Origin of the sequence: Microbispora sp. CL1-1 (genome assembly GCF_012034195.1) — a bacterium.
Classification (GTDB): Bacteria; Actinomycetota; Actinomycetes; order Streptosporangiales; family Streptosporangiaceae; genus Microbispora.
In genome coordinates, this window is record NZ_JAATEK010000010.1 from 1 (window position 1) to 26,278 (window position 26,278).

General features: G+C 69.2%; 25 protein-coding genes and 1 tRNA gene. 14 read left to right on the top strand and 12 right to left on the bottom strand.

Annotated elements, in window-relative coordinates:
• On the top strand, positions 1-1,421 hold a 1,421-nt coding region (locus HCK04_RS14475), incomplete at its 5' end, for a WD40 repeat domain-containing protein (RefSeq protein ID WP_185948975.1).
• Positions 1,422-2,106: 685 nt separating this feature from the next.
• On the opposite strand, the gene HCK04_RS14480 is transcribed toward HCK04_RS14475, so the two are convergent.
• Positions 2,107-2,286 carry a WhiB family transcriptional regulator gene (locus tag HCK04_RS14480; RefSeq protein ID WP_260617277.1) on the bottom strand — a complete coding sequence of 60 codons (180 nt, stop codon included), beginning with the start codon at positions 2,284-2,286 and terminating at the stop codon, positions 2,107-2,109.
• Positions 2,287-2,579: 293 nt separating this feature from the next.
• Positions 2,580-3,986, bottom strand: coding sequence for an IS1380 family transposase (locus HCK04_RS14485; protein WP_142647860.1), 1,407 nt, complete (start codon positions 3,984-3,986; stop codon positions 2,580-2,582).
• A 613-nt stretch (positions 3,987-4,599) separates the two neighbouring features.
• On the opposite strand from HCK04_RS14485, the gene HCK04_RS14490 reads away from it, so the two are divergent.
• The 4 genes from HCK04_RS14490 to HCK04_RS14505 all read left to right on the top strand — a co-directional run bounded on the left by HCK04_RS14490 (position 4,600) and on the right by HCK04_RS14505 (position 7,175).
• The gene (locus HCK04_RS14490) at positions 4,600-5,118 is read left to right on the top strand and encodes an XF1762 family protein (RefSeq protein ID WP_142647863.1); all 519 of its coding nucleotides are present in this window, start codon (positions 4,600-4,602) and stop codon (positions 5,116-5,118) included.
• The gene (locus HCK04_RS14495; protein WP_205830245.1) at positions 5,115-6,209 is read left to right on the top strand and encodes a site-specific DNA-methyltransferase; all 1,095 of its coding nucleotides are present in this window, start codon (positions 5,115-5,117) and stop codon (positions 6,207-6,209) included. Before HCK04_RS14490 ends, HCK04_RS14495 begins: the two co-directional genes overlap by 4 nt.
• Positions 6,206-6,442, top strand: a complete 237-nt coding sequence (locus tag HCK04_RS14500) for a helix-turn-helix domain-containing protein (protein ID WP_142647867.1) — start codon at positions 6,206-6,208, stop codon at positions 6,440-6,442. Before HCK04_RS14495 ends, HCK04_RS14500 begins: the two co-directional genes overlap by 4 nt.
• Before the next feature lie 307 nt (positions 6,443-6,749).
• Positions 6,750-7,175 carry a hypothetical protein gene (locus HCK04_RS14505; RefSeq protein ID WP_142647869.1) on the top strand — a complete coding sequence of 142 codons (426 nt, stop codon included), beginning with the start codon at positions 6,750-6,752 and terminating at the stop codon, positions 7,173-7,175.
• Positions 7,176-7,812: 637 nt separating this feature from the next.
• Here the strand turns inward: HCK04_RS14505 and HCK04_RS14510 are convergent.
• Positions 7,813-7,889 (bottom strand) — tRNA-Pro (locus HCK04_RS14510).
• 35 nt (positions 7,890-7,924) lie between these two features.
• Positions 7,925-8,857: a metallophosphoesterase gene (locus HCK04_RS14515; protein WP_142647871.1), complete on the bottom strand. Its 933-nt coding sequence runs from the start codon at positions 8,855-8,857 to the stop codon at positions 7,925-7,927.
• Between the two features lie 80 nt (positions 8,858-8,937).
• Between HCK04_RS14515 and HCK04_RS14520 the strand changes: the two genes are divergently transcribed.
• Positions 8,938-9,393 (top strand): GatB/YqeY domain-containing protein, encoded by a 456-nt coding sequence (locus HCK04_RS14520; RefSeq protein WP_079313711.1) that lies wholly within the window; start codon positions 8,938-8,940, stop codon positions 9,391-9,393.
• Positions 9,394-9,720: 327 nt separating this feature from the next.
• Here the strand turns inward: HCK04_RS14520 and HCK04_RS14525 are convergent, their stop codons facing one another.
• Positions 9,721-11,883, bottom strand: a complete 2,163-nt coding sequence (locus HCK04_RS14525; protein WP_315985167.1) for a transglycosylase domain-containing protein — start codon at positions 11,881-11,883, stop codon at positions 9,721-9,723.
• Positions 11,884-12,249: 366 nt separating this feature from the next.
• Between HCK04_RS14525 and HCK04_RS14530 the strand changes: the two genes are divergently transcribed.
• Positions 12,250-12,546, top strand: coding sequence for a WhiB family transcriptional regulator (locus HCK04_RS14530; RefSeq protein ID WP_030506755.1), 297 nt, complete (start codon positions 12,250-12,252; stop codon positions 12,544-12,546).
• Between the two features lie 84 nt (positions 12,547-12,630).
• Here the strand turns inward: HCK04_RS14530 and HCK04_RS14535 are convergent, their stop codons facing one another.
• Entirely contained in the window at positions 12,631-13,770 is a 1,140-nt protein-coding gene (locus tag HCK04_RS14535; RefSeq protein WP_142647875.1) for an ArsA family ATPase, read from the bottom strand.
• A 35-nt stretch (positions 13,771-13,805) separates the two neighbouring features.
• Positions 13,806-14,846 (bottom strand): ArsA-related P-loop ATPase, encoded by a 1,041-nt coding sequence (locus HCK04_RS14540; protein ID WP_142647876.1) that lies wholly within the window; start codon positions 14,844-14,846, stop codon positions 13,806-13,808.
• A gap of 318 nt (positions 14,847-15,164) precedes the next feature.
• Between HCK04_RS14540 and HCK04_RS14545 the strand changes: the two genes are divergently transcribed.
• The 4 genes from HCK04_RS14545 to HCK04_RS14560 all read left to right on the top strand — a co-directional run bounded on the left by HCK04_RS14545 (position 15,165) and on the right by HCK04_RS14560 (position 17,555).
• Entirely contained in the window at positions 15,165-15,317 is a 153-nt protein-coding gene (locus tag HCK04_RS14545; RefSeq protein ID WP_076440089.1) for a DUF4177 domain-containing protein, read from the top strand.
• On the top strand, positions 15,317-15,778 hold the full coding sequence (locus HCK04_RS14550) for a RidA family protein (protein WP_142647877.1): 462 nt from the start codon (positions 15,317-15,319) through the stop codon (positions 15,776-15,778). The genes HCK04_RS14545 and HCK04_RS14550 overlap by 1 nt, the downstream gene beginning before the upstream one ends.
• A 92-nt stretch (positions 15,779-15,870) precedes the next feature.
• Positions 15,871-16,755 (top strand): NUDIX domain-containing protein, encoded by an 885-nt coding sequence (locus tag HCK04_RS14555; RefSeq protein ID WP_142647878.1) that lies wholly within the window; start codon positions 15,871-15,873, stop codon positions 16,753-16,755.
• Complete coding sequence (locus tag HCK04_RS14560; protein WP_260617259.1) at positions 16,752-17,555, top strand: MBL fold metallo-hydrolase; 804 nt, start codon at positions 16,752-16,754, stop codon at positions 17,553-17,555. Before HCK04_RS14555 ends, HCK04_RS14560 begins: the two co-directional genes overlap by 4 nt.
• A gap of 7 nt (positions 17,556-17,562) precedes the next feature.
• On the opposite strand, the gene HCK04_RS14565 is transcribed toward HCK04_RS14560, so the two are convergent.
• Positions 17,563-18,243: a Crp/Fnr family transcriptional regulator gene (locus HCK04_RS14565; protein WP_030506761.1), complete on the bottom strand. Its 681-nt coding sequence runs from the start codon at positions 18,241-18,243 to the stop codon at positions 17,563-17,565.
• 342 nt (positions 18,244-18,585) lie between these two features.
• On the opposite strand from HCK04_RS14565, the gene nth reads away from it, so the two are divergent.
• The 3 genes from nth to HCK04_RS14580 all read left to right on the top strand — a co-directional run bounded on the left by nth (position 18,586) and on the right by HCK04_RS14580 (position 21,427).
• Positions 18,586-19,323, top strand: coding sequence for an endonuclease III (gene nth / locus HCK04_RS14570; RefSeq protein WP_142647879.1), 738 nt, complete (start codon positions 18,586-18,588; stop codon positions 19,321-19,323).
• A 117-nt stretch (positions 19,324-19,440) separates the two neighbouring features.
• On the top strand, positions 19,441-20,088 hold the full coding sequence (locus tag HCK04_RS14575; RefSeq protein ID WP_260617260.1) for a CoA pyrophosphatase: 648 nt from the start codon (positions 19,441-19,443) through the stop codon (positions 20,086-20,088).
• A 148-nt stretch (positions 20,089-20,236) separates the two neighbouring features.
• On the top strand, positions 20,237-21,427 hold the full coding sequence (locus HCK04_RS14580) for a MarP family serine protease (RefSeq protein ID WP_142647881.1): 1,191 nt from the start codon (positions 20,237-20,239) through the stop codon (positions 21,425-21,427).
• Between the two features lie 9 nt (positions 21,428-21,436).
• On the opposite strand, the gene HCK04_RS14585 is transcribed toward HCK04_RS14580, so the two are convergent.
• The 4 genes from HCK04_RS14585 to acs all read right to left on the bottom strand — a co-directional run bounded on the left by HCK04_RS14585 (position 21,437) and on the right by acs (position 26,271).
• Entirely contained in the window at positions 21,437-21,820 is a 384-nt protein-coding gene (locus tag HCK04_RS14585) for a DUF309 domain-containing protein (protein ID WP_260617261.1), read from the bottom strand.
• A 600-nt stretch (positions 21,821-22,420) separates the two neighbouring features.
• A complete protein-coding gene (locus HCK04_RS14590; RefSeq protein WP_142647883.1) occupies positions 22,421-23,341 on the bottom strand; it encodes an alpha/beta hydrolase in 921 nt (306 codons plus the stop codon).
• Entirely contained in the window at positions 23,331-23,831 is a 501-nt protein-coding gene (locus HCK04_RS14595; RefSeq protein WP_142647884.1) for a phage holin family protein, read from the bottom strand. Before HCK04_RS14595 ends, HCK04_RS14590 begins: the two co-directional genes overlap by 11 nt.
• Before the next feature lie 463 nt (positions 23,832-24,294).
• The gene (gene acs / locus HCK04_RS14600; protein ID WP_142647885.1) at positions 24,295-26,271 is read right to left on the bottom strand and encodes an acetate--CoA ligase; all 1,977 of its coding nucleotides are present in this window, start codon (positions 26,269-26,271) and stop codon (positions 24,295-24,297) included.
• Positions 26,272-26,278 lie beyond the last annotated feature (7 nt).

The window sequence follows — 26,278 nt, forward strand, 5'->3', positions numbered from 1 at the left end:
ACGTCGTCTTCTCGGTGGCGTTCAGCCCGGACGGGGATACCCTGGCCAGCGCCGGCGAAGACAGGTCTGTTCGGTTGTGGAATGTTTCTGATCCGGCCCGGGCCGTGCCGTTGGGGCGGCCCCTGACCGGCCACACCAATATCATCACCTCGGTGGCGTTCAGCCCAGACGGGCGCACCCTGGCCAGCGCCGGTTGGGATAGGTCTGTTCGGTTGTGGAATGTTTCTGACCCCGCCCAGTCCGCCACCTTGGGCCGGCCCTTGACCGGCCTTATCGGCACTGTCTTCTCGGTGGCGTTCAGCCCGGACGGGCATACCTTGGCCAGCGCCAGCGCCGACCGGTCTATCCGGCTGTGGAACCTTCCCGGCTCGTATCTGACCGGGCACACCCACGCCGTCGCCTCGGTGGCGTTCAGCCCGGATGGGGATACCCTGGCCAGCGCCAGCGAAGACAGGTCTGTTCGGTTGTGGGACGTTTCTGATCCGGCCCGGGCCGTGCCGTTGGGGCGGCCCCTGAACGGCCACACCGCCAGCGTCTTCTCGGTGGCGTTCAGCCCGGATGGGGATACCCTGGCCAGCGCCGGTTGGGATAGGTCTGTTCGGTTGTGGGATGTTTCTGATCCGGCCCGGGCCGTGCCGTTGGGGCGGCCCCTGACGGGCCACACCAACATTGTCTTCTCGGTGGCGTTCAGCCCGGATGGGCATACCCTGGCCAGCGCCGGTGCCGACGGGTCTGTTCGGTTGTGGGATGTTTCTGATCCGGCCCGGGCCGTGCCGTTGGGGCGGCCCCTGACGGGCCACACCAACATTGTCTACTCGGTGGCGTTCAGCCCGGATGGGCATACCCTGGCCAGCGCCAGCGAAGACAGGTCTGTTCGGTTGTGGAATGTTTCTGACCCGGCTCAGCCCGCACCTCTGGGCTGGCCCCTGATCAGCCACGCCAGCAACGCCGTCCTCTCGGTGGCGTTCAGCCCGGACGGGCATACCCTGGCCAGCGCCAGCGCCGACAGGTCTATTCGGTTGTGGGACGTTTCTGATCCGGCTCAGCCCGCACCTCTGGGCCGGCCCCTGACCGGCCACACCGACCACGTCTTCTCGGTGGCGTTCAGCCCGGATGGGCATACCCTGGCCAGCGCCAGTTGGGATAGCTCTGTTCGGTTGTGGGACGTTTCTGACCCTGCCCGGGCCGCACCACTGGGCCGGCCCCTGACCGGCCACACCGGCGCTGTCTACTCGGTGGCGTTCAGCCCGGACGGGCATACCCTGGCCAGCGCCGGTGCGGATCGTGCAGTTTTGCTATGGGAGACAAACGTGGCCAAGGCAATCCAACGAATCTGCGCCATTACCAAGAACAACCTCGGCATTAAAGAATGGCAGCGCTACATCGGCGACGACGTCCCATACACCTCACCGTGCAAATGACCCGGCCACCAGCATCCAAAGATCCTTCTCTGGCTGCACGTGGGCGGCGCAAGTGCCGCGCCGATATCTACGAGAGGCAATGGCTTCACCTGGGTTGACGTGAACTTAGTGAGGGCACAGACGCCCCCGACCACTAACAACAGGAGCATTGACGTGACGCGGTCCTGCCGACGGCGCCTTACCACGCGCGGGAGCGGGCCGAGAACGGGGCGGCGGGGTCGGAGTGGCTGCCCTGGTGCGCTTCACCACCGACGCCTCCGACGCGGTGCGCTGGATCTTCGACGCGTATACGCCAACTGCGAGACGCGGAATATCCACGCCTTCACTAATCATCTTGACCGCCACGATCCATCGGCCTGTGCCGTTGCGAAAGTTGTCGTCCCAGACAGGAAGTTGCCCTGGACCACCATGTCGGCCGCGAACCACGTCTTTGGCGGGCTCGTACCGTCCCCCGGCTCGACGTACTGGGTACGGCGGCTCCGCGCGAGTTGGGTCATGTCCTCCGCGAAGCCCCGCATCGCGATCGTGTCCTGGTTGGGACGGCGGCGGTTGATCCGCGCAAAGACGACTCTGCGTCTCTTGGGGGCATCCAGGCTTCTCCTTGAACATCGTGCGTGGCGCTCGTCCTATCGTTGCGCCACGGTCAACTACACGCCGCGTTCCCATAGACAGTGTGAGGAGATGGTTACGGTTCGCGGTTGTTCGCCGAACCGAAACCAGGCCGCGGGCTTGCTGTTACGGCTTGAGACGTGGGTGCGCCGTATCCGGCCGCGCTCTCGCTCGGCCTGCCGCCCCACACACTTGTCAAGCCGCGATCGAGCGCGTAGGTGAGGCACTCCGCGCGGACCTCGCATCGGCGGCAGATCTTCTTGCCGGCGTCCGGCCGCTGTCCCTCTTACGGAAGATCTCCAAGTCGGTCTCGGGACACAGCCTGGATGCACCGCGTGAGTCCTTGTGATCGGTTTCTGGGCCGATTTCGTTCCGCGGGCCGTTTCGTCAGGTGACGTGCTGTTTCCCAGGCAGGCGGGGGCCGCTGCGCTCGGGTCGCAGCTTGTCCACATGTCCGCAGGGGCTCGGGGGCGGAGATTCATGCGCCGGTGGCGCGGGTGACCGCTGGGGGCCGTCGTCGCGCGGGTGGTGACCGAGACTTCGGGCTGGTCAGACCGCTTCGGCGGGCGGCGGGTCATGTACGGCGTCGAAGATGTTCATCCACGCCTGCCGCCAGCGCCAATGCTCGGGTAGGTGGACGGTGACGTGGCCGCGTCCGTGCCGGGCCAGGCGAGCGGGGATGGCGATCAGACGCCGGCGGAGCGTGGTGCCCCGCACCTTGGCGTGCACGCCACCGGCCAGGCAGCCGGTCGCGCGCAGCAGGTTGTGGGTGATCGCCGCGCAGGTCACCCAGGCGGCGTTCGCGGCGAAGTCACCCGAGGGGAGATGCGCGAGCGGGCCGCCGTTCAGGTCGGCGAAGACCTGTTCGACGATCGCGTGGTCACGATGCTGTTCTTCAGCCTGGACCAGGTGGAACGGGCTGTCGGTGAACACCGCGTGGTACCGGTAGGTGCTGAACAGCTCGTCCTGGCCGATCATCGTCTGCGGGTTGAGCCGCTTGACCCGGCGTACGATCAGCCGGGCCGTGACGGCCCGGCCTTTCTTCGAGGTGAACGCGGTGGAGGAGACTTCGGCGATCTCGGCGTCGGAGACCCAGCATCCGGCCTGCTCATCGAAGATGGCGCCCGGGTAGGTGATCGGCGTCCAGGCGTCCTCGTCGATGACGGCGATCGCCGCCTTGATCTTCGGGTCCATCTTCGCGGTGACCGAGAAGTGCGCGCCCGCGCGGCGGCAGGCGCCGATGACGCCCGCCGCGTAGAACGTCGAATCAGCGCGCAGGAGGAGGATGCCGGTGGCGCCCGCCGCCCGCGCGGCCGTTATCGACTCGGCCACGAACGATTGCGCGCCGCGGGCTGAGTTCGCTTTCCCGCCACGCAACCGGGTGCCGGTGATGACCGGGGCGGCCAGCGGCGTCGACAGCACCGAGGCCAGCACGTTCAACCCGCGCACCAGCACACTCTTGCCGCCGATCTTCGTGTGCCCGAACTCGCTGCCTTGTTTGGCGTGTCCGTAGGTGCGTTTCTGCATCGAGTCCACATCGAGGAACGCGACCGTGCCGGCTGCGGGCAGCAGCGGCGTGTGCGCGGCCAGACGGCCCAGCACCTCGCGGGAGACCTTCTCGATCTGGCGGACGTTCCCCCACCTCAGGCAGCGCAGGAACGAGCCCAGTGTGGAGGGGGCGCGGATGTCGTCGAACAGTTTGTCCATGCCGCCGTGCCGCAACACGTCCAGATCGGCGATGGAGTCGGCTCCGGCGACCATCCCGGCCACAATCGAGCTGATCTTCGCGGCCGCGTTGACGCCGACCCGGTCGGCGATCGCGACGTGCTCGTCGACGAGCCCGCCCAGGTCGATGCGCTCGGCCAGCCGCATCACCGGCTCCAGCCCGGCGTAGGCGATCACGTGTTCGTCGTCGAAGCGCGCGTGGGTCCTGGCAGCGGCATGAAACAATCGCACTTACGAGGTGTCCTTCGACTGCGGATCTTGGAAGCGTAGAGAACTCCCATCATCCCAGCTCGCAGCGCACCTCCTCTCATTTCACGGCAATCACGTCAGAATCGGCTCGGTGCATCAGGCACAGTGCCTGGGCCATCCAGCCGGTGTCGGGGTCGTGTGCAAGGGCATACAGGGCGGCGAGGTCGTCTCCGGTCATTGTGGTGATCGAATGTCGGTCGATAATTATTGCCGGGCCCCCGGCAGATGTCCGCCCCGATCGTCCGCCGAACATCCCACCCGCGCCCGCCCGCGCGTGCGCGCACGCGCGTGGAGCCTCCTCTCGGGGCCGGTGAATTCGTCGTTCTACCCTTTCAACCAGGCAAACGCCTGCCCGTGCATTGGCGTGCAAAGGCGTCACCTCACTGGCTGACCGCTCTCAAGTCAGAGATTTCTTGCAGCCCGCTATTCGCTATCTCTGAGCTGTTCAGAGATAGTGCCATCCGCCTCAGAGTCTGATCTGATGGTTGCCCTCTCTGAGTAGTCTCTGAGGTTTCTGCTGTCCTGGTCATGCGCCGTCGACCCGACTGGCGGGCCGACGGCGCACGCATCCGGAGAAACGTGTCCCGACTACACGATGGAAAGCAGGAATGACAAGCAGACAATCGCCAATGAGCGCGAGGGCCTGAACAGCCCGGAGCGTCTGGAGAATCGTCGGCTGGTGATTTCGCCGGTGCCGATCCAGACCGCGCGGGCATTCATCGCCTGGACCCAGCCCCGCCTCGCTTCGCCAGCCGGTTCCGCGTTCGCTCTCGGTGCCCAGAGCGGTGACGGCACGCTCGTTGGTGTCGTGCTCATCAGCTGGCCCAGCGCTGGGGCCTTCGATGACGGCGAAACCGCCGAGGTCCTCGCCCTGGCCACCGACGGCACATCCGACGCCAGTCGAGCGCTGCTCGGTTCCGTCTGGCCCCTGGTCCGAGAGATGGGTTACCGGCGCCTGATCGCCTACACCCGCATCGAGGAATCCGGCACCGACCTGTGGGACGCCGGGTTCTGCGTCGTTCCCAGGCCCTTCGGGTGGTGGGACACCGCGGGTCGAGCCGATAGCGTCGCCCGCGTCCTGTGGGCGATCTGGGCCGTCGGGGGCCGTCGATGAGCGGGATACGCGAGCCGTACTGGCACGACGAGCACGCGGCGATCTACCACGGGGACGCGCGCGAGGTGCTGGCCGAGATGGACGAGGGCTCGGTGGACTGCATAGTCACCAGTCCGCCGTATTGGGGACTGCGGAACTACTGTGAGGGCCAGTACGGGCAGGAGCCCACGCCGGACTACGTCGACACCCTGCTGGCCACCTTCGCCGAGGCCCGCCGGGTGCTGGCCGACGACGGCACCTTCTGGCTGAACCTTGGAGACTGCTACGCGGCCAACTCCGACGGGTGGTCCCGCGGCAAGGACTACAACTCGCGCCAGCCCGAGGTACGACCCAAGGCCCGGCAGGCCGTGCTGCCGAAGAACCTGCTCGGCATGCCGTGGCGGGTCGCCTTCGCCCTGCAGGAGGACGGCTGGATCCTTCGCAACGCGATCGTGTGGAGCAAGCCGAACGCGATGCCGCAGTCCGTCCGCGACCGGATGTCCAACCGGTACGAGCTGATCTTCCTGCTCGTCAAACAGCAGCGGTACTGGTTCGACCTCGACCCGGTCCGTCAGCCCTACATCGGCGACCGTCCGATGTCCAGGCGGGCACGAGCCGGGGGCAACAAGCCGAACAGCATCACGACGGCCTGGCCTCCGCCCGGCAAGTACGGCAGCGACGGCGAGGACACGGCTGGCCCGAGGCATGGCGCGGCGATGCGGCCCACGGGTGAGCGGCATGCCGCCGCGCACCCCAACGGCAGGAACCCCGGGGACGTCTGGTCGATCCCCACCCGGCCACTGCGGGCGCACTTCGCGGCATTCCCGATCGACATCCCGCTCAAGGCCATTGCTGCCGGCTGCCGCCCCGGCGGCACCGTCCTGGACCCGTTTACCGGCAGCGGCACCACCGGCATTGCCGCCCGGCAACTCGGCCGGAAGTTCGCCGGCATCGAACTCAACGCCGACTACTGCGAACTCGCCCGAGACAGGCTCCTCCCAGGGGAACCGCACTCTCGGAGATCGACAGGGCCGGTGAATTTCGGCCCGACGACTTGTCACGCGGATGGGTCCCCAACTCTCGACGGCGGAGCCAAGGAGGACACTCCATGAAGCCGCTGACTCTTGCCGAGGTACAGGCCCTGCCCGCCGTCGTACCGCTCCTTCTGGCGGCTCGCGCTCTGGGTCTGAGCAGGAACACCGCCTATCGCCTGGTCCAGCGGGACGAGTTCCCCTGTCGCGTCATCAAGGTCGGCGACACCTATCGCGTGCCGACCATCGAGCTGCTCGTTCTGATCGGAGCTGACAAGGAGAACGTACGAGGAGCCTTCGGCTCCAGCAGCTGAACCCGGAAGTAACAAGGGCCCCGACGCCACGGAAACGGTCGGGGCTCTCAACTCTTCTTGCACCAGGGACTTGAGTACGCTCTGGGATACGTCGCGGCGTCCGAGGACGACTGCCGACTGAGGGTCTGCCTAACCAACAGGTCTCTGCAACGATGACCTCGTGACACACGGGTACAACGGCAGCCAGGTCCTCTTTAGACAGGCGAAAGCGCGGGCTCTTGCTGCTCAACGGTTCGCCAGGGAGGCGGATCAAGAGCTAGCAGCGGGCCTATCCGGTATGGAACGTAGGCAGCGTGAAAGAGATGCCGTGATCTCAACGTTGATTCTGGCTCAGGGAGCCGCTGAAGGCTACGTCAACTGGGTCTTCCTACAGGCTGGACTCACTCCGAACGGCACGTGGATTGATCGCTGGAGTGGCCTGCGCAATGCAGCGCGTGCCCTTGGACGCGACGATAGGTTCGGCCTCCCGCAGGAGCATCGAAAGTTTTTTAACGAGCTCAACGCTTGGCGCAACTACCTCCTACACGGAGATGAGAAGGCTCGGAAGGCACTGCATGAGGCTCTCGAAGCTCAGGGCAGAACCGATCTTGCAAGCGAGATCGACATTCTCGACAGTGCCTATGCGACCTCGGTGATGACCAGGGTCGAGTCCGCATTCAGGTGGGCCGAGCAGCATAGTGGTGTCCAGGCCCCCTTCCTCAACGGCGCCTGGGTCGCGCTCGACGAGATTTGAGCGGGACGGACGGGACAGGATCAACGTAGGTGGAGTTGGTCGGGCAGCGCCCTACACCGGCGGATCACGGTCACGTAACAAGCAGTCGGGCTAAGGCGCTGGGGTTTTCGCTGCCACTATCTGCCATCTCTCCGTAGGCCCTTGCGATTACCTCATTGGCGGAGGGATCACGCCGATGATCGTGCTCCAGGTAGAAGCGGCCCGCCTCGCTGATCACGGCCTTCCATGTGCCGCGCCGCTTTGAGATCTCGACGAGCCCTCGGTTGCGAAGCGCACGTGCCGAGTGCTGTTCGGGCACGTCGTCAGGCCCACTGAGATCTTCGCCGGCTGAGATCCGCTTGAGGGGGGCGAGTTGGCGGGGATTGACGGGGTCCCAACGGTGCATGACGTCAGCTCACACCTGCTCGTGGAGCGAAGGCAACCCCTCGTGTCGCAGAAAGTGCGGAGAGTCATGCCGGGTGATTTGAACTACCGTCGATGGCCGGTGGCCGGGGCGGAGTGATCAAGGTGCCCAGGAGAACTCGTTTGAACCCGTCAGGGTCCCCTGGCGGCGTTCGGACCGACGGTCAAACTACGGTCAAACGATCAAGGGCCTGACCGCTGTCTCCAGCGATCAGGCCCTTGACCTGCAACTACCTGGTCGGGGTGGCGGGATTTGAACCCACGGCCTCTTCGTCCCGAACGAAGCGCGCTGCCAAGCTGCGCTACACCCCGGTCGCTTGGACTTTTCGTCCTGCGCCTCGGCAAGTCTAGCGGACTTTGCGGCTGCTTGTGTCATCCGCCGCGACGGGGCGGCGGGGGACGAGCGTCAGCAGGGTCGCCTCTGGCGGGCAGGCGAATCGCGCGGGTGCGTACGGCGAGGTGCCGAGCCCGGCAGACACGTGCAGCCAGGAGCTCTCGTGCCTGCTCAGCCCCTTGACCCGGGCGCGGTCGATGCCGCAGTTGGTCACAAGAGCGCCGTAGAAGGGGATGCAGAGCTGTCCGCCGTGGGTGTGCCCGGCCAGCAGCAACTGATATCCGTCCTGGGCGAAGCGGGACATGTTGCGCGGCTCGGGCGAATGCATGACACCGAGCCGCAGATCGGCGTCCATCGGGGCCTGGCCCGCGATCTCGTCGTACCGGTCCCTGTCGATGTGGGAGTCGTGGATGCCACCCACGTGGACGTCGAGATCGGCCACCTTGAGGCGGGCCGTGGTGTTGTTCATGTCCAGCCAGCCGGCCTCCCGCATCGCGGCGCCCAGCTCGGCCCACGGCAGGGTCGGCACGTGCTGCCGGGAGTCCCCCTTGGACGTACGCCACAGGTAGCGGGCGGGGTTCTTCGGCCGGGGGGCGTAGAGGTCGTTGGAGCCGTAGACGAACAGACCCGGCCGGTCGAGCAGGGGCTCCACGGCGTACATGTACGACTCGACGGCGTCGGGGTGCGCCAGCGTGTCGCCGGTGTTGACGACGAGGTCGGGGTTGAGCGCGGCCAGCGACCGTACCCATGAGATCAGCCGGTGGCGCCGGGGCGTGAGGTGCAGGTCGGAGATCTGCAGGATCCGGACCGGCCGCTGACCCGGGGCCAGGACGGGGACATCGAACCGGCGCAGCCGGAACCAGTTTCGTTCGATCACCGAGGCGTAGCCGACACCGGCAATGCCGAGGCCGAGCACGGACAGGGGAATCGCGGCTGCTTTCCTCACACAGCCATGATGCCCGACGTATGGCCCGCCTCCCGCATAACCTGGCGAAGACGGGAGCCCGAGCACGGCAAGATGGACGCATGAGTGCGTTGAAGGACAAGCTGAAGGCCGACCTCGCGGCCTCGATGAAGGCCCGTGACGAGGTTCGGGTCCGGACCATCCGGATGGCTCTGGCCGCCGTCAACGTCGAGGAGGTCGCCGGCAAGGAGGCTCGCGAGCTCTCCGACGACGAGGTGATCAAGGTGCTGACCCGCGAGGCCAAGAAGCGCCGGGAGGCCTCCGAGGCGTTCGCGGGCGCCGGGCGGGCGGAGCAGGCCCAGGCGGAGCTGGACGAGCAGGCGGTGCTGGAGGAGTACCTTCCCGCCCAGCTCAGCGACGACGAGCTGAACGCGCTCGTCGACGCGGCGATCGCCGAGAGCGGCGCGGAGGGCCCCAAGGCCATGGGCCAGGTCATGAAGATCCTGAACCCGAAGGTCGCGGGCCGCGCCGAGGGCGGCCGGGTCGCCCAGGCCGTACGCGCCCGTCTGTCCGCCTGAGGGCCGGGGACTCCGGCCGGAAGCCCGAGGCAGGAGATCCCCGTCCGAAAGGGTTGGAACTCCGCTTGACCGCCGCGAATCGGCCGACGCCGGAAGGGGCCCGGCAGGGGACTCGGCGATAAGGCCAGGGCGGGGAAACTCCGCCTTACGGCCCGCGAAGCTCACGGCCCGGAAGCCTCACGGCCCGCAAAGCTCACGGGCCGGAAAAACTCACGGGCCGAGAACCTCACGGCCGCAAACCGTACGGCCGGATATCTCATGGCCGGAAACGGCGATGGGCCGCTCCTCGGCGAGAGGAGCGGCCCATCAGGGGACATCAGGGGAAGATCACCCGAACGGGTCGAAGGGCGCGTCGCCGCCACCCGGACCGCGGCCACCGCCGGGCCCGCCACCGTGCCCGCCGCCACGGCCGCCGGGGCCACCGCCGCCAGGACCGCCGCCGGGACCGCCTCCGCGACCGTCACCGGGTCCGTCGCCGTCGCCCCGCTCGGACTTCGGCTTCGGCGGGGGAGCGCACTGGTGGGCGCAGCCGCCGAACCTCTCCATGTCCGGCTTGACGAACGACGAGGGTTCGACGCCCTTGAGCGCCGCGAGGAAGGTGTCCTTCCAGATCGGGCCCGGGATGCTGGCGCCGAAGACCGAGCCGTACGACCGGCCGCCGATGACGCGGTTGCTCAGCGGGTAGCGGACCGGGCCGCGCGGGTCGCCGAGGCTGACCGCGCCCGCGAGGTCGGGGGTGAACCCGGCGAACCAGACGGTGCGGGAGACGTCGCCCGTACCGGTCTTGCCGGCCGCGTCCCTGCCGATGCCGCCGACGCCGGACATGGTGCCCTTGGTGAACACGCCCGACAGGATGTTCGTGGCCGCGTCGGCGACCGCGGCCTCGACGACCTGCTTGCACTTGGGCTTGAACGAGGTCACCTTGTTGAAGCGGTCGGTGATCTCGGTGATGGCCATCGGTGCGCAGTACTTGCCACGGGCGCCCAGCGTCGCGTACGCCGTGGCGACGGTGACCGGGTCCATCTCGTTGAAGCCGAGCGTGAACGGCTCGAACTCCTGAAGCTTGCCGCCGTCGGCGCGCTTGATGCCGAAGTCCTTGGCGGTCTTCACGACGTCGCAGAGGCCGACCTTCTGCTCAAGGGTGAGGAAGAAGGTGTTGACCGAGCCCCACGTGCCGGTCTGCAGGGTCAGGAACCCGCCGTGGCCCTCCGCGTTGTGCAGCGGGGTCTTGATGTCGCCGACGTTGTTGCCCTTGCAGTCCTTGAACGCGGAGTAGCTGGGCGCCGTATAGGTGCTGCCGACGTTGAAGCCGTCTTTGAACTTGTAGCCTTCCTTCAGCGCCGTCACCAGCGTGAACATCTTGAAGGTCGATCCGGCCTGGAAGCCCGTGCCGCCGCCGTGCGCGGCGTCCGCGACGACGTTGATCGACATCTCGTTCTTCTTCTTGCTGGTGCCGAACTTCCGGCTGGAGGCCATCGCCTTGATGGCTCCGGTGCCGGGCTCGACGAGCGCCTCGGAGGCGACCGGCTTGTCGCTCGGGAAGACGTACTTCTTGATGGCCTTCTCCGCGGCCTTCTGCATCTTCGGGTCGAGCGTGGTCCTGATCGTCAGGCCGCCGCGTGCCAGGAAGTCCTGCCGGGCCTTCTGCGTCTTGCCGAACTGCGGGTCGTTGAGGATCTCATTGCGCACGTACAGGCAGAAGTACGGGTAGTCGCTCTCCTCGCAGCCGCCGGGGATCTCCTTGTCCTTCCACCCCAGCTTCTTCTTCTTGGCCGCGTCGCGCTCGGCCTCGGTGATGATGTTCAGCTCTTTCATGCGGTCGAGCACGACGTTGCGCCGGGCCAGCAGCCGGTCGCGGAACTCCTTGCCCCGGTTGGGGTCGGTGGCGTTCGGGTCCTGTACGGCTCCCGCCAGCGTGGCGGCCTCGGCAAGGTTCAGTTCGGAGGCGTGCTTGCCGAAGAAGCGCTTGGACGCCGCCTCGATGCCGTACGCGCTGGCGCCGAAGTAGGCGATGTTGAGATAGCGGTTGAGGATCTCGTCCTTGCTGTACTTCTGCTCGATCCCCATGGCGTAGCGGATCTCGTTGAGCTTGCGGCCGACGGTCGGCGCGACGGCGGCGGCCTTCTGCTCGTCGGTCTCCGCCTTGTTGTACAGCACCTGCTTCACGTACTGCTGAGTGATGGACGAGCCGCCCTGTGTGACCCCGCCCGTGGTGATGTTCCTGACGAGGGCGCGGGTGGTGCCCTCGACGTCGAGCGGGCCGTGTTCGTAGAAGCGGAAGTCCTCGATCGCCACGATCGCTTTCCGCATGATCGGTGCGATACGGTCCATCGAGACCGATTCCCGGTTCTCGAAGTAGAACTGGGCGATCTGCTTGCCGTGCGCGTCGAGCAGGACCGTCTTCTCGGGAAGTGGCGGTTCGTCGAGCTTCGCCGGCTTGAGGCTCAGGGTCTCGATGCTCGATTTGACCGTGACGCCGGCCCCGCCCACGGCGGGTAGCGCAATCGCCGCCGCCAGCACTCCCGCGACGCCCGCGGCGCCGACGAGGCGCAGGGCAGCACCTGTCCGGGATGCCAGAGATTTGCCGTGAGCTTGCACGGATCCAAGGGTACGTCCGTTTGGTGACTCTCCCGGCATCGACCTCACAGGTCCGCATTACCCTTCGGCGGGGGGGACTAGTCATTCCCGGCCACATGGCCTGACATGACCATGCACGAATTTGGTCCCCCCGGGGTATGTCGGTTCGATCGTTTCGTTGCGTACTTTCTCCTCTGCGGCTACTGCAACCAGGAGGCCCGACGCCCGCGCCCGTCGGCCGAAACGACGACTGACCACCTAAGGGGAGTGGGGTCGAACATGTGGATCACGGATTGGACCTCCCGTGCCGCCTGCCGAGGTGCGGATCCTGACGCACTCTTCGTGCAAGGCGCCGCCCAGAACCGGGCAAAGCTCATCTGCCGTGGATGCCCCGTCCGTACCGAGTGCCTCGCCGATGCGCTGGACAACCGCATCGAGTTCGGGGTGTGGGGCGGGATGACGGAGCGGGAACGGCGTGCGCTGCTCAGGCGCAGGCCGGACGTGGAGTCCTGGCGGGACCTGCTGGAGTCCGCCAAGGAAGAGTACGAGCGCACCAACGAGCTGATCGCCGGCTGAGCCCGGCGCGGCGTCCCGCGGCGAAGCGGGACGCCGGATGTCGCGTCCTCGAAGAACGTCGCGTCTTCAGAAGACGCCGCGGCTTCAGGACGCGAGGAGTTGCCCGATCTGGCGAAGTCCCGCCAGATCGTGCACGTCCTCGGGCATGGCGGGCACCTGTGCGATGGGCACCGTCGGGTGCGCCGAGGTGAAGTGCTCCTGCTGACGCTGCTCCCGTGAGGCGAGCTGCATCCTTCCGGCGTGCAACCGCAGCACGGCCGCGGTGAGATCGTGCTCGCCCCTGGCGGCCAGGTCCTCCGCGGCGGCGGAGCTGCGCGCCGCCGACAGTGACGGCGCCAGCGGCCGGTGTACGCGGTTGACGACCAGCCCGGCCAGCGGCATGCGCTCGTCGGCCAGCCGCTCCACGAAGTAGGACGCCTCACGCATCGCGTCGCGCTCGGGCGCGGCGACGACGAGGAACGCCGTGCCCGGCGCCTGGAGCAGCCGGTAGGTCTGCTCGGCGCGCTGGCGGAAACCGCCGAACACCGCGTCGAGCGCGGTGACGAACATCTGGATGTCGCGCAGCACCTGGGCGCCGATCACCTTGGTCAGGATGCCCGCGACCATGCCGAAACCGGCGTTGAGCAGCTTGAACGCGCTGCGCCCGCCCGCCTTCGCCGGTGCCGTGAGAATGCGGATCAGCCTGCCGTCCAGGAACCGGCCGAGGCGTTCGGGGGCGTCGAGGAAGTCGAGCGCCGACCGCGACGGCGGGGTGTCCACCACGATCAGGTCCCACTCGTTCGAACGGCGCAGCTGGCCCAGCTTCTCCATGGCCATGTATTCCTGCGTGCCGGAGAAGCTGGACGACAACGACTGATAGAAGGGGTTCGTCAGGATCTGCTGGGCGCGCTCCGGGTCGGCGTGGGCCTCGATGATCTCGTCGAAGGTCCGCTTCATGTCGAGCATCATGGCGTGCAGCTCGCCGCCGGCCTCTCCGGCGCCGTCCACGCCGTCGACGCGCCTGGGGGTGTTGTCGAGCTCGGTCAGGCCCATGGCCTGGGCCAGCCGCCTGGCGGGGTCCACGGTCAGGACGACCACCGAACGGCCACGTTCGGCGGCGCGCAGCCCGAGGGCCGCGGCCGTCGTGGTCTTGCCGACGCCGCCCGAGCCGCAGCACACGATGATCCGGGTGTCCGGATCATCCAAAATCGCGTCGATGTCCAGCGCGGGCGCCGTCCTGGTCACAGCTCAGCCTTTCGCTCTTGCGTTCGGTCGGAAGGTCACGCGGCACCCTGGGCGCGCAGGGCGTCGGCCAGCTCGTAGAGCCCGGCCAGGTCGGCGCCGTCGGGCAGCAGCGGCAGGTCATACCGCGGCACGCCGGCCTCCTCCAGCGCGACGCGCTCGCGCTTTTCCAGCTCGGTCCGCAGGGCGTGCTCGGTCACCTCGCGGGCGAGCGCCTCGGCGACCGCGGAGGCGTCGGCCGTGGCGTCCGTCAGCCCGGCCGCCTTGAGGCCGAGCGCGAGTTCGGCGGAGTCGAACCGTCCCTGGGCGGCCGCCTCCAGCACGCCCTCGGGCAGCCCGGCGGGGCGCACCATGTTGACGAACACGCCGCCCACCGGCAGGCCGGTCGCGCGCAGCTCCTCGATGCCGTCGAGCGTCTCCTGGACGGGCATCTCCTCCAGCAGCGTCACGAAGTGGACCGCCGTCTCGGGGGAGGCGAGGACGCCCCGCACCAGGTCGGCGTGGTTCTTGATGGGCCCGACCCGGGCCAGCCCGGCGACCTCCTGGGTCACGTTCAGGAACCGGGCGATCCGGCCGGTCGGGGGCGCGTCCATGACGATCGCGTCGTACACCCTGCGGCCCTGCTTGTCGCGGCGCCGTACGGCCTCGCTGGTCTTGCCGGTGACCAGGACGTCCCGCAGGCCGGGGGCGATGGTCGTGGCGAAGTCGACCACGCCCATGCGGGTCAGCGCCTTGCCCACGCGCTTGATGCCGTAGAACATCTCGAGATATTCGAGCATGGCCTCTTCGGGGTCGACGGCCAGCGCGTACACGTCCCCGCCGCCGGGGGCCACGGCGATCTTGCGTTCCTCGTACGGCAGCGGCGGCAGGTCGAACGCCTGGGCGATGCCCTGCCGTCCCTCGACCTCGACGAGCAGCACCTTGCGCCCGCCCGCCGCGAGGGCGAGCGCGAGCGCGGCGGCGATCGTCGTCTTCCCCGTGCCGCCCTTGCCGCTCACTATGTGCAGGCGCACGCCGTCCCAGTCGGTGTCACGGGCCTCCCCGTTGCTCCCGCCGCGACTGCCGGTCGGCTGACTCACCGTGCCTCCTCCGGACGGCCGGCGAGATCGCGTCCGCGGATCGTCGCGCGGTGGTTCCCGTCGGCGTGCCTGCTCCACTCGCCCACGTGAGGAAGGCTACCCAAGCGTCACATGCCGATTCGCGCCGGTCGTCCACAGTCGGAACCCCGAGGTACGGCTTGCGCGTGGATCGGGTAAGAGTTCGCCAATGGGTGCATTCCCGGCACGGCCGGCGGAGAAGGCACCGGCCGTGGAATCGGTGCTGTTGACGCCGCTCGTGGTCCTGGGTTTCGCGTTCCTGAGCGTCCCCGGCGCGCCGCGCATCGATAGCCTTTGCCCATGACCAAGTGGGAATACGTCACCGTGCCGTTGCTCACGCACGCCACGAAGCAAATTCTGGACAACTGGGGCGAAGACGGGTGGGAGCTCGTCTCGGTCATTCCGGGGCCCAACCCCGAGCAGCTCGTCGCCTACATGAAGCGGCCGAAGTGATGGCCACCCCGGAGGAGAGGCTCGCCGAGCTCGGGCTCACGCTGCCCGAGGTCGTGCCCCCGCTGGCCGCGTACGTGCCCGCCGTACGGACGGGTGACCACGTCTACACCTCGGGCCAGCTTCCGCTCGTGAAGGGCGAGCTGGGCGTCACCGGCAAGGTCGGCGCGGAGGTCTCGGCCGAGGAGGCCAAGGAGCAGGCGCGCATCTGCGCGGTCAACGCCCTGGCGGCCATCAAGGCGCTGGTGGGCGACCTGTCGAAGGTCGTGCGGATCGTGAAGGTGGTCGGGTTCGTCGCGAGCGCTCCCGGCTTCACCGGGCAGCCGCAGGTCGTCAACGGCGCCAGCGAACTGCTCGGCGAGGTGTTCGGCGAGGCGGGCAAGCACGCGAGGAGCGCGGTCGGCGTGGCGGTCCTCCCGCTCGACGCCCCGGTCGAGGTGGAGGTCATCGCGGAGGTCCGCTGACCGTACGGCCGGCCGGAACCGGGGTTTGCGGTTCCGCGAACGCGTGGGAGAGCATGGGGTCCGGTCGACCGATTGTTGTTCTGGAGGGCCTCATGGGGTTTCCGCTGCCCGGCGAGGTCGGCGAGCGGGCGCGGGAGATCCTCGCCGGCCGCCTGGCTCCCGCCCCCGCCAGGGACGCGGCCACGGTCGTGCTGCTGCGTGACGACCCCCTGGAGGTGTACCTCCTCAGGCGCAAGACCACGATGGCCTTCGCCGCCGGCGCCTACGTGTTCCCCGGCGGATCGGTCGACCCCCGGGACGCCGATCACCGCGTGGCCTGGGCGGGCCCGTCGCCCGCCGAGTGGGGCGAGGTCTTCCGGGCCGGCGAGAGCACGGCCCGGGGCCTCGTCTGCGCCGCCGTACGCGAGACGTTCGAGGAGTCGGGCGTGCTCCTGGCCGGGCCCGGCCGTGACACGGTGGTGACCGACACGACGGGCCCGGACTGGGAGTCCGACCGCCTCGCGCTGATCGCGCGCACGCTGTCGTTCGCCGAGTTCCTCGACCGGCGGGGTCTCGTGCTCAGGTCCGACCTGCTCAAGGCGTGGGCGCACTGGATCACGCCCGCCGTGGAGCCCCGGCGCTTCGACACCCGCTTCTTCGTGGCGGCCCTGCCCCCCGGGCAGCGTACGCGTGACGTGGGCGGGGAGGCGTCGGGCGTGGCCTGGATGCGGCCGGGTGACGCGCTGGCCGCCGTGCGGGCGGGTACGGCGCACATGCTGCCGCCCACCTTCCGGACGCTGGCCGAGATGGCGGCGTTCGAGTCGGCCGGCGACGTGCTCGCCTGCCCCCGGACGATCACGACCATCCTGCCGGAGGCCGCCGAGGTGGACGGGCGGATGGTGCTGATGATCCCGGAAACGATCCCGGAAACGATCCCCGAGACGATCCCTGAGACGATCTCCGGGACGGACCCCGACTCAGGAAGGACGGGCGAGTGAGCGGGCTGCGCATCCCCGGACCGGACACGTCCGGCGGCCTCGACGGCGCGGGCACGGCGAGCACCGTGAACGTGCTGGCGCCCAACCCGTCGCCGATGACTCTCGACGGCACCAACACGTGGATCGTCGGCGGGGCGGATGCCGTACTGGTCGTGGATCCCGGCCCGGACGACGAGGCGCACCTGCGGCGGGTCGCCGAGCGGGTGGACGGCCGCCGGGTGACCGCCGTCCTGCTCACGCACGGCCACCCCGACCACAGCGAGGGCGCGGCGACGCTCGCGCGCCTGCTCGGCGCGCCGGTGCGGGCGCTCGACCCGCGCCTCCGCCTGGGCGAGGAGGGGCTGGCCGACGGCGACGTGGTGACGGCGGGCGATGTGGAGGTCCGGGTCGTCGGCACGCCCGGGCACTCGTTCGACTCGCTGTGCTTCTGGCTGCCCGGCGATCGGGCGATGCTGACCGGCGACACGATCCTCGGCCGGGGAACGACGGTCATCGCACCGGACGGGGACCTCGGCGACTACCTGCGCAGCCTCGACAGGCTCAGGCAGGGCGCCGAGATGCTGGAGGCCGCGGCGCTGCTGCCGGGACACGGGCCCGTACTGCCCGATCCGTCCGCGGTGCTCGACGCGTACATCGCCCACCGGCGCGAGCGGGTTGAGCAGATCCGCGAGGCGATCCGCAGGGGTGCGAGAGACGCACGCGAGATCGTCGAGATGGTCTACGCCGACGTGGACCGGTCACTGTGGCCGGCCGCCGAGATGTCGGTGGCGGCGCAGCTCAACTACCTCAAGACGCTCTAGCGTCGCGTCAGCGGGAGCGGTTGAAGAGCCGCTCCCTGTCCATGATCACCACGGCCTTGGCCTCGATGCGCAGCCAGCCGCGCTGGGCGAAGTCGGCCAGGGCCTTGTTGACCGTCTCCCGCGAGGCGCCCACGAGCTGGGCGAGCTCCTCCTGGGTGAGGTCGTGGTGCACCCGGATGCCGTCGTCGGTCTTCTGCCCGAAGCGGTCGGCCAGGTCGAGGAGCTGCTTGGCGACACGGCCGGGCACGTCGGTGAAGACGAGGTCCGCGAGCACGTCGTTGGTGCGGCGCAGCCGCTGGGCCAGGGCGCGCAGCAGGTGGAGGGCGACCTCGGGCCGGCCGGTCAGCCACGGCCGCAGGTCGTCGTGGCCGAGCCCGGCCAGGCGCACGTCGGTCAGCGCGATGGCCGAGGCCGTACGCGGGCGGGGGTCGAACAGCGACAGCTCGCCGAACATCTCGCCGGGGCCGAGCACGCTCAGCAGGTTCTCCCGGCCGTCCGGAGCGGTGCGCGCCAGCTTGATCTTGCCTTCGAGCACCACGTAGAGCCGGTCGCCCGTCTCGTTCTCGCTGAAGAGGGTGCGGCCCTTGGGCAGCTCCACCTCTGTGATGCTCGTACGCAGAGCCGCGGCGCTCTCACGGTCGAGCGCGGAGAACAGCGGCGCCTTGCTCAGTACTTCCTCGGTGCTCACGGTGCCTCCTTGCTGCGGGCGCGCTCGGTCGCCGGCTCCGTGCTAGCCATTGTGACCCACGCCTTCCACGACGTATTGCGGGGTGTCCCGTTACGTCGCATGGGCGTGGCTCCCGGCTCACACGTGTGTGCGTCGTGCCTGGCGAAACAACACAATCTTGGCGGAAACCTATCCTTACGCCCATTGCGCGCTCGACCGGCTCGGGCGTCCGGTCGTCCCCCTACCGGCACAGTGTATTGCGCAGCGTAGGGACAAATTGGCAAATACAGGCTGGATATGTGGCATGTGTGGCAAGCCATGACCAGGGAGCGGACCGGGGACGCGAGGCCCTACGCTTGCGGCATGGCGACGAACACGGCCGCTCCCCGACGGCGTCAGCGCCAGGCCGAGACCCGCCTGGGGCTCGTGCGGCGGGCGAGGCGGATGAACCGGATCCTGGCCGAGACCTACCCTGACGCCCATTGCGAGCTCGACTTCGGCAACCCGCTGGAGCTGCTGGTCGCCACGATCCTCTCGGCGCAGTGCACCGACAAGAGGGTCAACATGGTCACTCCGGTGCTCTTCGCGAAGTACCGCACCGCGGCCGACTACGCCGGGGCCGACCGCGCCGAGCTGGAAGAGATCATCAGGTCCACCGGGTTCTTCCGGGCGAAGGCCAACAGCATCATCGGCATGGCGCAGGCCCTCTGCGAACGCCACAACGGCGAGGTTCCGGGCAGGCTGGAAGACCTCGTCAAGCTCCCCGGCGTGGGCCGCAAGACCGCGAACGTCGTGCTCGGCAACGCCTTCGGCGTCCCCGGCATCACCGTCGACACGCACTTCCAGCGGCTGACGAGGCGCTTCGGCTGGACGACCGAGACCGATCCCGTGAAGATCGAGCACGAGGTCGGCGAGCTGATCCCCAAGTCCGAGTGGACGATGTTGTCGCATCGGCTGATCTGGCACGGACGGCGCATCTGCCACGCCAGGAAGCCCGCCTGCGGGGTGTGCCCCCTCGCCGCGCTCTGCCCGTCGTACGGCACCGGCCCCACCGATCCGGAGGAGGCGCGCAAGCTCGTGCGACCGGGGCCTTTCTCATGAGTGCCCGTTAGTCGGGAAGTTCGGACGCTCTCGCGTGGTTGTACGGCACGCCCGGGTCCGCGCATGCCCTATGTGACGGTGTGGTGTGACGACACGGGTGACGATGTGGAGGTGGTCGTGGCTCCCCCTTGGCTGACGGAGCTGGCCGCGAAGGCCGCGCACAGCCCTGTCCCCACCGCGTTGCGGCCTCCCGCGAACGGCGCCGGCCGTTCGGCCGCGGTGCTGCTGCTGTTCGGCGAGGGGCCCGAGGGGCCCGACATCCTTCTCATCCAGCGCAGTTCGAAGGGCCGCACGCACGCCGGCCAGCCCGCGTTCCCCGGCGGCGGCGTCGATCCCGATGACGACGGCCCGATCGGCGCGGCCCTGCGCGAGGCCCAGGAGGAGACCGGGCTCGACCCCTCGGGCGTCGAGGTCGTCGGCACCATGCCCGAGCTCTACGTCTGGCGCAGCGACAACCGGGTGACGCCCGTGCTCGCCTGGTGGCACACGCCCTGCGCCGTGCACGCCGCGTCCCCCGACGAGGTCGAGATCGTCGAGCGCGTCCCGGTCGCGGAGCTGGTGGACCCCGCCAACCGGCTGCGGCTGCGCCACCCGCGCGGCGTCGGCCCGTCCGTGGCGTTCCGCGTACGCGGCCTGCTCGTGTGGGGGTTCACCGCCGGCGTGCTGGACGGCGTGCTGACCGCGGCCGGCTTCGAGCGTCCCTGGGACCGCTCACGGATCGAGGATCTTCCCCCCGAGGTCGTCGACCTGGCCGCGCGAGGCTGAGCCCGCGGGGCTGAGCCCGCGGGGCGCCCGTACGCGGCATATGCGGGGACATGTGCCCACGTAAGCGGGGTGTTCGTACGCCGCGTATGGCGACGAGACCCGGCAGAGGCCCGCACACGACGACTGGCGTGCCTATACCGTGGAAACTGTGCGCGGCGATCTTCTCGATCTCATCCTGATCGGCCTGGTGGTGGCCTTCGCGGTATCCGGTTACCGGCAGGGCTTCATCATCGGGGCCTTCAGCTTCATCGGATTCGTCGGCGGCGCCATCCTGGGCCTGTTCATCGCACCGCCCCTGGCCGGAGCGATCGTCAGCGGTGACATCGAGAGGGCCCTGTTAGCCATCGTCATCGTCTTCCTGGCCGCGACGATCGGGCAGTTCGCGTCCTCGACCATCGGCGCGGTGGCCCGCAGCCACGTCACCTGGGAGCCGGCCAAGGCGGTCGACGCCTTCGGCGGCTCGGTCGCCAGCGGTCTTTCGGTTCTGGTCATCGCCTGGCTGATCGGCTCCCTGATGGTCTCGATGAGCATCGGCCAGCCGCTGATCAAGGACCAGATCAACGGATCGGTCGTGTGGCAGACGGTCGACGAGGCCATCCCCGACGGCGTGGGGGCACTGCAGAAGCAGTTCAGGGACTTCGTCAACACCTCGGAGTGGCCGCAGGTCATCACCTCCATCGGCGGCCAGAACGTGCCCCCGCCCGACCAGACCCTGATCAACAGCAGCCCCGCACTCGTGCGGGCCCGCAGGGCGATCGTCAAGGTGCAGGGCACCGCCCCGAGCTGCCGCAAGCGCATCGAGGGCACCGGGTTCGTCTACGCGCGCCAGCGGATCATGACCAACGCGCACGTCGTCGCCGGAGTCACCGAGGGCCTGAAGGTCACCGACTACGACGGCAACCAGTACGACGCCCGGGTCGTCCTGTACAACCCCGAGCGCGACATCGCCGTGCTGTTCGTCCCCGGCCTCCCGATCAACGCGCTGCGCTTCGACATGGAAGCCGACAAGGGCGACAGCGCGATCATCGCGGGGTATCCGAAGGGACACCCCTTCACACCGCTCGCCGCGCGCATCAGGATCAAGCAGCGCGCCGAGTCGTACGACATCTACAACCAGCGCAAGGTCGAGCGCGAGGTCTATGCCATCCGGGGCAAGGTCCAGCCGGGCAACTCGGGCGGGCCGCTGCTGAGCCCGGACGGCCGCGTGTTCGGCGTGATCTTCGCTGCCGCGACCGACCAGCCCGAGACGGGTTACGCCCTCACGGCGGAGGAGGTCATGCCCGACGCCAAGGACGGCAGCGCCGCCGTCGTCCGCGTGGGCACCCAGGACTGCGACTAGGGAGCGTCCCTACGCGGGGGTGAGCCGGGTCAGGATGGCGGTGATGGCGGAGCCGGCGTCGGCGTTTCCCTCATCGATGGCGGTCGTGACCGCGTCGGCCTCCACGGCCAGGGCCCGCAGGTCCAGCCGGTAGGGCCGCGTGGAGCCGTACGCGCCGAGCCGGGCGGACCCGCGGGTCAGCAGTGCGGCGGCGCCGGAGAGGTTGCCACGCTGGATGTGCGTCAGACCGACGCATATCTGCGCGAGACCCTGCCACAACTCGCGTTCCTCGTCGGGGCCGGTCTTCCAGCGGGCCTCCAGCACCTCGTGGGCGTGGAACGGCCGGCCCGCCGCGAGCAGCTTCCTGGCCTCCTCCAGCGCCTCCTCGGCGGCGGGGGCGTAGTCGTCCGGCACCCGGGGCACTCCCTCTGTGCCTCTGGGAAGCGGCCTGCCGTACTCGTCGCGAGGGCGTGCATTGCGGGGGCGACCCGCTTCGTCACGGTCACGCATGGTCTCTCCGCAGGGCGCGTGGGCGGTTCCAAGCGGCCGAAGCCCCCGGCGACTCCCGGATAGCCCGGAGATCAACCAGGAAGTTGAGCCACTTCAGGGCACATTTCTACTATCTTCTACAAGATCACGGGTACCGATCCGGCAGCCGGGGCGGCCGCCTGGGAGCGGTCACGCTGTGGAGGGACGGCGTGCGGGACCGGCGCCGGCGGACCATTCCTGACGCCGAACGGCACGTCAGAGGCCCGATTCGACGGCGAGGCCGCAAAGCGGGGGCTCAGCGGCGGGCGTGGGTCTGACCGGGTTCGGGGGTGTGCCTTGGATGGGCTGGCGGTAGCGGCCGGGCTTCAGGGGTGGGACCCCAGGCGGGGCTCGGCGGTGGGTCCGTGATCGGGGCGCGGTCGGGCCGCTCGGCGGTCGTAGCCCGGTTCCGCGGCAGGGCTGAGCGGCGGGGCTGAGCGGCGGGGCTGAGCGGCGGGGCTGAGCGGCGGGGCTGAGCGGCAGGGCTCAGCGGTCGGGCTCGGGGTCGGAGAGCCAGGAGATGAGCTCGGTGTTGAACTGCTCCGGGCGCTCTTCGTGCGGGAAATGCCCGGCGCCCTCGATCAGCCGCCACCGGTACGGCGCGGCCACGAACCTGCTGGAACCCTGGGCGGTCCGCGGCAGGATGCACGGGTCGAGCGCGCCGTGCAACTGCAGCGTCGGCGCCTCGATCTCCGCGCGCATCTGCCGGGCGTAGCGGAAGCCGTCGGCGCGGAGCTGCGACCGGGCGAACCAGCGGTAGTACTCCAGCGCGCAGTGCGCCACCGCCGGTAGCCGCATCGCCTCCCGGTATGCCCGTGTGACGCCGTCGCCGGGCCACTGCGGTCCGGCCCACCTCTCGACGAGCTTGCCCACCGCGGCGCCGCCCTTGCGGGTCAGCTTCCGCTCCGGCAGGAAGGGGAGCTGGAACCCCAGGGCGTAGCGGCTGGCCTTGAGCTGCCCGAGCGGGTCGGTGAACAGCGCGGAGCGCATGCGCAGCGGATGCGGCGCCGAGACGGGCACCAGCCGCCGCACCACCTTCGGGTCGAGGACGCTCATCGTCCAGCCCAGCAGCCCGCCCCAGTCATGGCCCACCACGATCGCGCTCGTCTCGCCGAGCGCGCGCACCAGGCCCGCCGCGTCGACGGCCAACGTGGGCAGGTCGTAGCCGCGCGGCGGCTTGTCGCTGGTGCCGTAACCGCGCAGGTCGACGGCGACGGCGCGGTAGCCGGCCTCCGCCAGCGCCGGAAGCTGGTGCCGCCAGGTCCACCAGAACTGGGGGAACCCGTGCAGCAGCAGGACCAGCGGCCCTTCACCGGCCTCGGCCACGTGGAACCGCACACCGCCCGCGTGCACCGCACGGTGTGTCCAGGGGCCCTCGACCTCGATCAGCGTCTCGTCAACCGGCATCGCTCACGGACTCCCGGTGGGCGCCCACCTGCCCGGCGGTCGGGCCCGTGTACGGCGGGGGCGCCGGGGCCGCGGGCCTTGCCGCGGGAGCCGGAACCCTCTCCGGCAGCCCGTCCTCCGCCTCCTCCGGGCCGGCCAGGCCACGCAGGCTCCGTCTCGTGCGCTTCATGCCGGTCAGCCCCTTGAGCCGTCGATAGCCGACGAGGACCAGCAGCCCGGCCACCACGAGGTAGAACACCGTGACGATCGTGAACGCCAGCCAGGTGGCCAGACCCACGGCCACGAGGGCGTACGCGATCGCGAACGAGGCCAGGATGAGGCACAGGTGCCCCATGAAGGCCGCGGCGCCGAACAGCCCGGCGGCCACGCCGACCCGCTTCGCGTCGAATTTGAGCTCGGCCTTCGCCAGCTCGATCTCCGACCGTACGAGGGTCGAGATGTGATGGCTCGCCTGGGCGACCAGCGCACCGAGCGATTCGTCCTCGGGCATGAGCGATCTCCTATCTGCGACTATCAAACATCATCTCGTGCCCGTCCGCGCACGTGTACGTCAAGCCCCCTGCCTGGGGATAACCCGGTTCGAAGGACGCGGCACGCGGAGACCTGCCCGCGCACGGCCGGAATATGACGGCTCGAACGATTCGTGCGCACCGTGCCCTGCCTTGCACCGCGCTCTGCCTTGCACCGCGCTCTGCCTTGCACCGCGCTCTGCCTTGCACCGCGCTCTGCCTGGCACCGTGTCCGCCTCACCGCGCGGCGCCGGGCTTTACAGCGCCTCCCCCGCCTCGCACCGCACCCTGCCTGGCACCGTGCCCCGCCGGGCCTCACAGCGCCTCGCCCTATCCGCTCCGCGCCGTGCCCTGCCGCGCCGTGGCCGGTGGCCGGTGCGGAGATGCGGAAGGCGTGGACGTCGTGCGTCCACGCCTTCCTTCACGCGGTCAGGCGGCTCGCGATCAGTCCTCGCTCTTGGCGGTGGGCAGCTTCTGCGCGATCAGGTTCATGACGGAGTCGTCGGTCAGCGTGGTGACGTCGCCGAGCGAACGGTTCTCCGCCACGTCGCGCAGCAGGCGGCGCATGATCTTGCCGGAGCGGGTCTTCGGCAGCTCGGGCACGACCAGGATCTGCCGCGGCTTGGCGATCGGGCCGAGCGTCTTGGACACGTGGGCGCGCAGCTCGGCCGCGATGTCGTCGCTCTCCTCCGCGGTGCCGCGCAGGATCACGAAGGCCACGATGGCCTGGGTGGTCACCGGGTCGGTGGCGCCCACGACGGCCGCCTCGGCCACCTTCGGGTGGCTGACGAGCGCGCTCTCGACCTCGGTCGTGGAGATGTTGTGTCCCGAGACGAGCATGACGTCGTCCACGCGGCCGAGCAGCCACAGGTCGCCGTCCTCGTCGCGCTTGGCGCCGTCGCCGGGGAAGTACATCCCGTCGAACCGCGACCAGTAGGTGTCGATGTAGCGCTTGTCGTCGCCCCAGATGGTCCGGAGCATGGACGGCCACGGCTCGCGGACCACGAGGAAACCGCCACCGCCGTTCGGCACCGAGTTGCCCTGGTCGTCGACCACGTCGGCCGCGATGCCGGGCAGCGGCTGCATGGCGGCGCCGGGCTTGGCGGCCGTGACGCCCGGGAGCGGGCTGATCATGATGCCGCCGGTCTCCGTCTGCCACCACGTGTCCACGACGGGGCAGCGGTTGGCGCCGATGTGCTCGCGATACCAGACGTACGCCTCGGGGTTGATGGGCTCGCCGACCGACCCGAGCACCCGCAGGGACGACATGTCGTACTTCGCGGGGATGTCGTCGCCCCACTTCATGAACGTACGGATCGCGGTGGGGGCGGTGTAGAGGATCGTGACCTTGTACTTCTGCACGATCTCCCAGAAACGGCCGCGGTGCGGGGTGTCCGGGGTGCCCTCGTAGATCACGCTGGTCGCGCCGTTGGCGAGCGGGCCGTACACGATGTACGAGTGCCCGGTCACCCAGCCGATGTCGGCGGTGCACCAGTAGATGTCGCTGTCGGGCTTGAGGTCGAAGACCGCGTGGTGGGTCCAGGCGACCTGGGTGAGGTAGCCGCCGGTGGTGTGCAGGATGCCCTTCGGCTTCCCGGTGGTGCCGCTGGTGTAGAGGATGTACAGCGGGTCTTCGGCGTCGTGCGGCACCGGCTCGTGCTCGGCGGGCTGACGGTCCACGAGGTCGTGCCACCAGATGTCCCGCTCGGTGACCGCGACGTCCTGACCGGTCCTGCGTACGACGAGGACGTGCTCGACGCCGGGGCACTCGGCGACCGCCTCGTCGACCGTCGGCTTGAGCGCGCTGGGCGCGCCGCGGCGGAAGCCGCCGTCGGCCGTGACGACGACCTTCGCGTCCGCGTCGTGGATGCGGCTCTTGAGAGCGGAGGAGGAGAAGCCGCCGAAGACCACCGAGTGGATCGCCCCGATCCTGGCGCAGGCCAGCAGGGTGATCGGCAGCTCGGGGATCATCGGCATGTAGACCGCGACCCTGTCGCCCTTGCCCACCCCCAGCTCCTGCAGGGCATTGGCGGCCTTCGCGACCTCCTTCTGCAGGTCGGCGTAGGTGATCGTGCGGCTGTCGCCCTCGGGCTCGCCCTCCCAGTAGTAGGCGACCTTGTCGCCACGGCCGGCCTCGACGTGCCGGTCGACGCAGTTGTAGGCGACGTTCAGCTTGCCGCCGATGAACCACTTGGCGAAGGGCGGCTTCCACTCAAGGGTGGTGTCCCAGCGCTCCGCCCACGTCAGCCGCTCCGCGGCGCGCTCCCAGAAGGCGAGCCGGTCCTGTGCGGCCTCCTCGTAGGCGTCCGCTTTGACGTTCGCGGCCGACGCCAGGTCCGCCGGGGGCTCGAACCGGCGCGTCTCGCTCAGCAGGTTCGACAGCGTCTCCTGGGTTTCCTGACCGGGGGTCTCGGTGGCCACTCCGTAC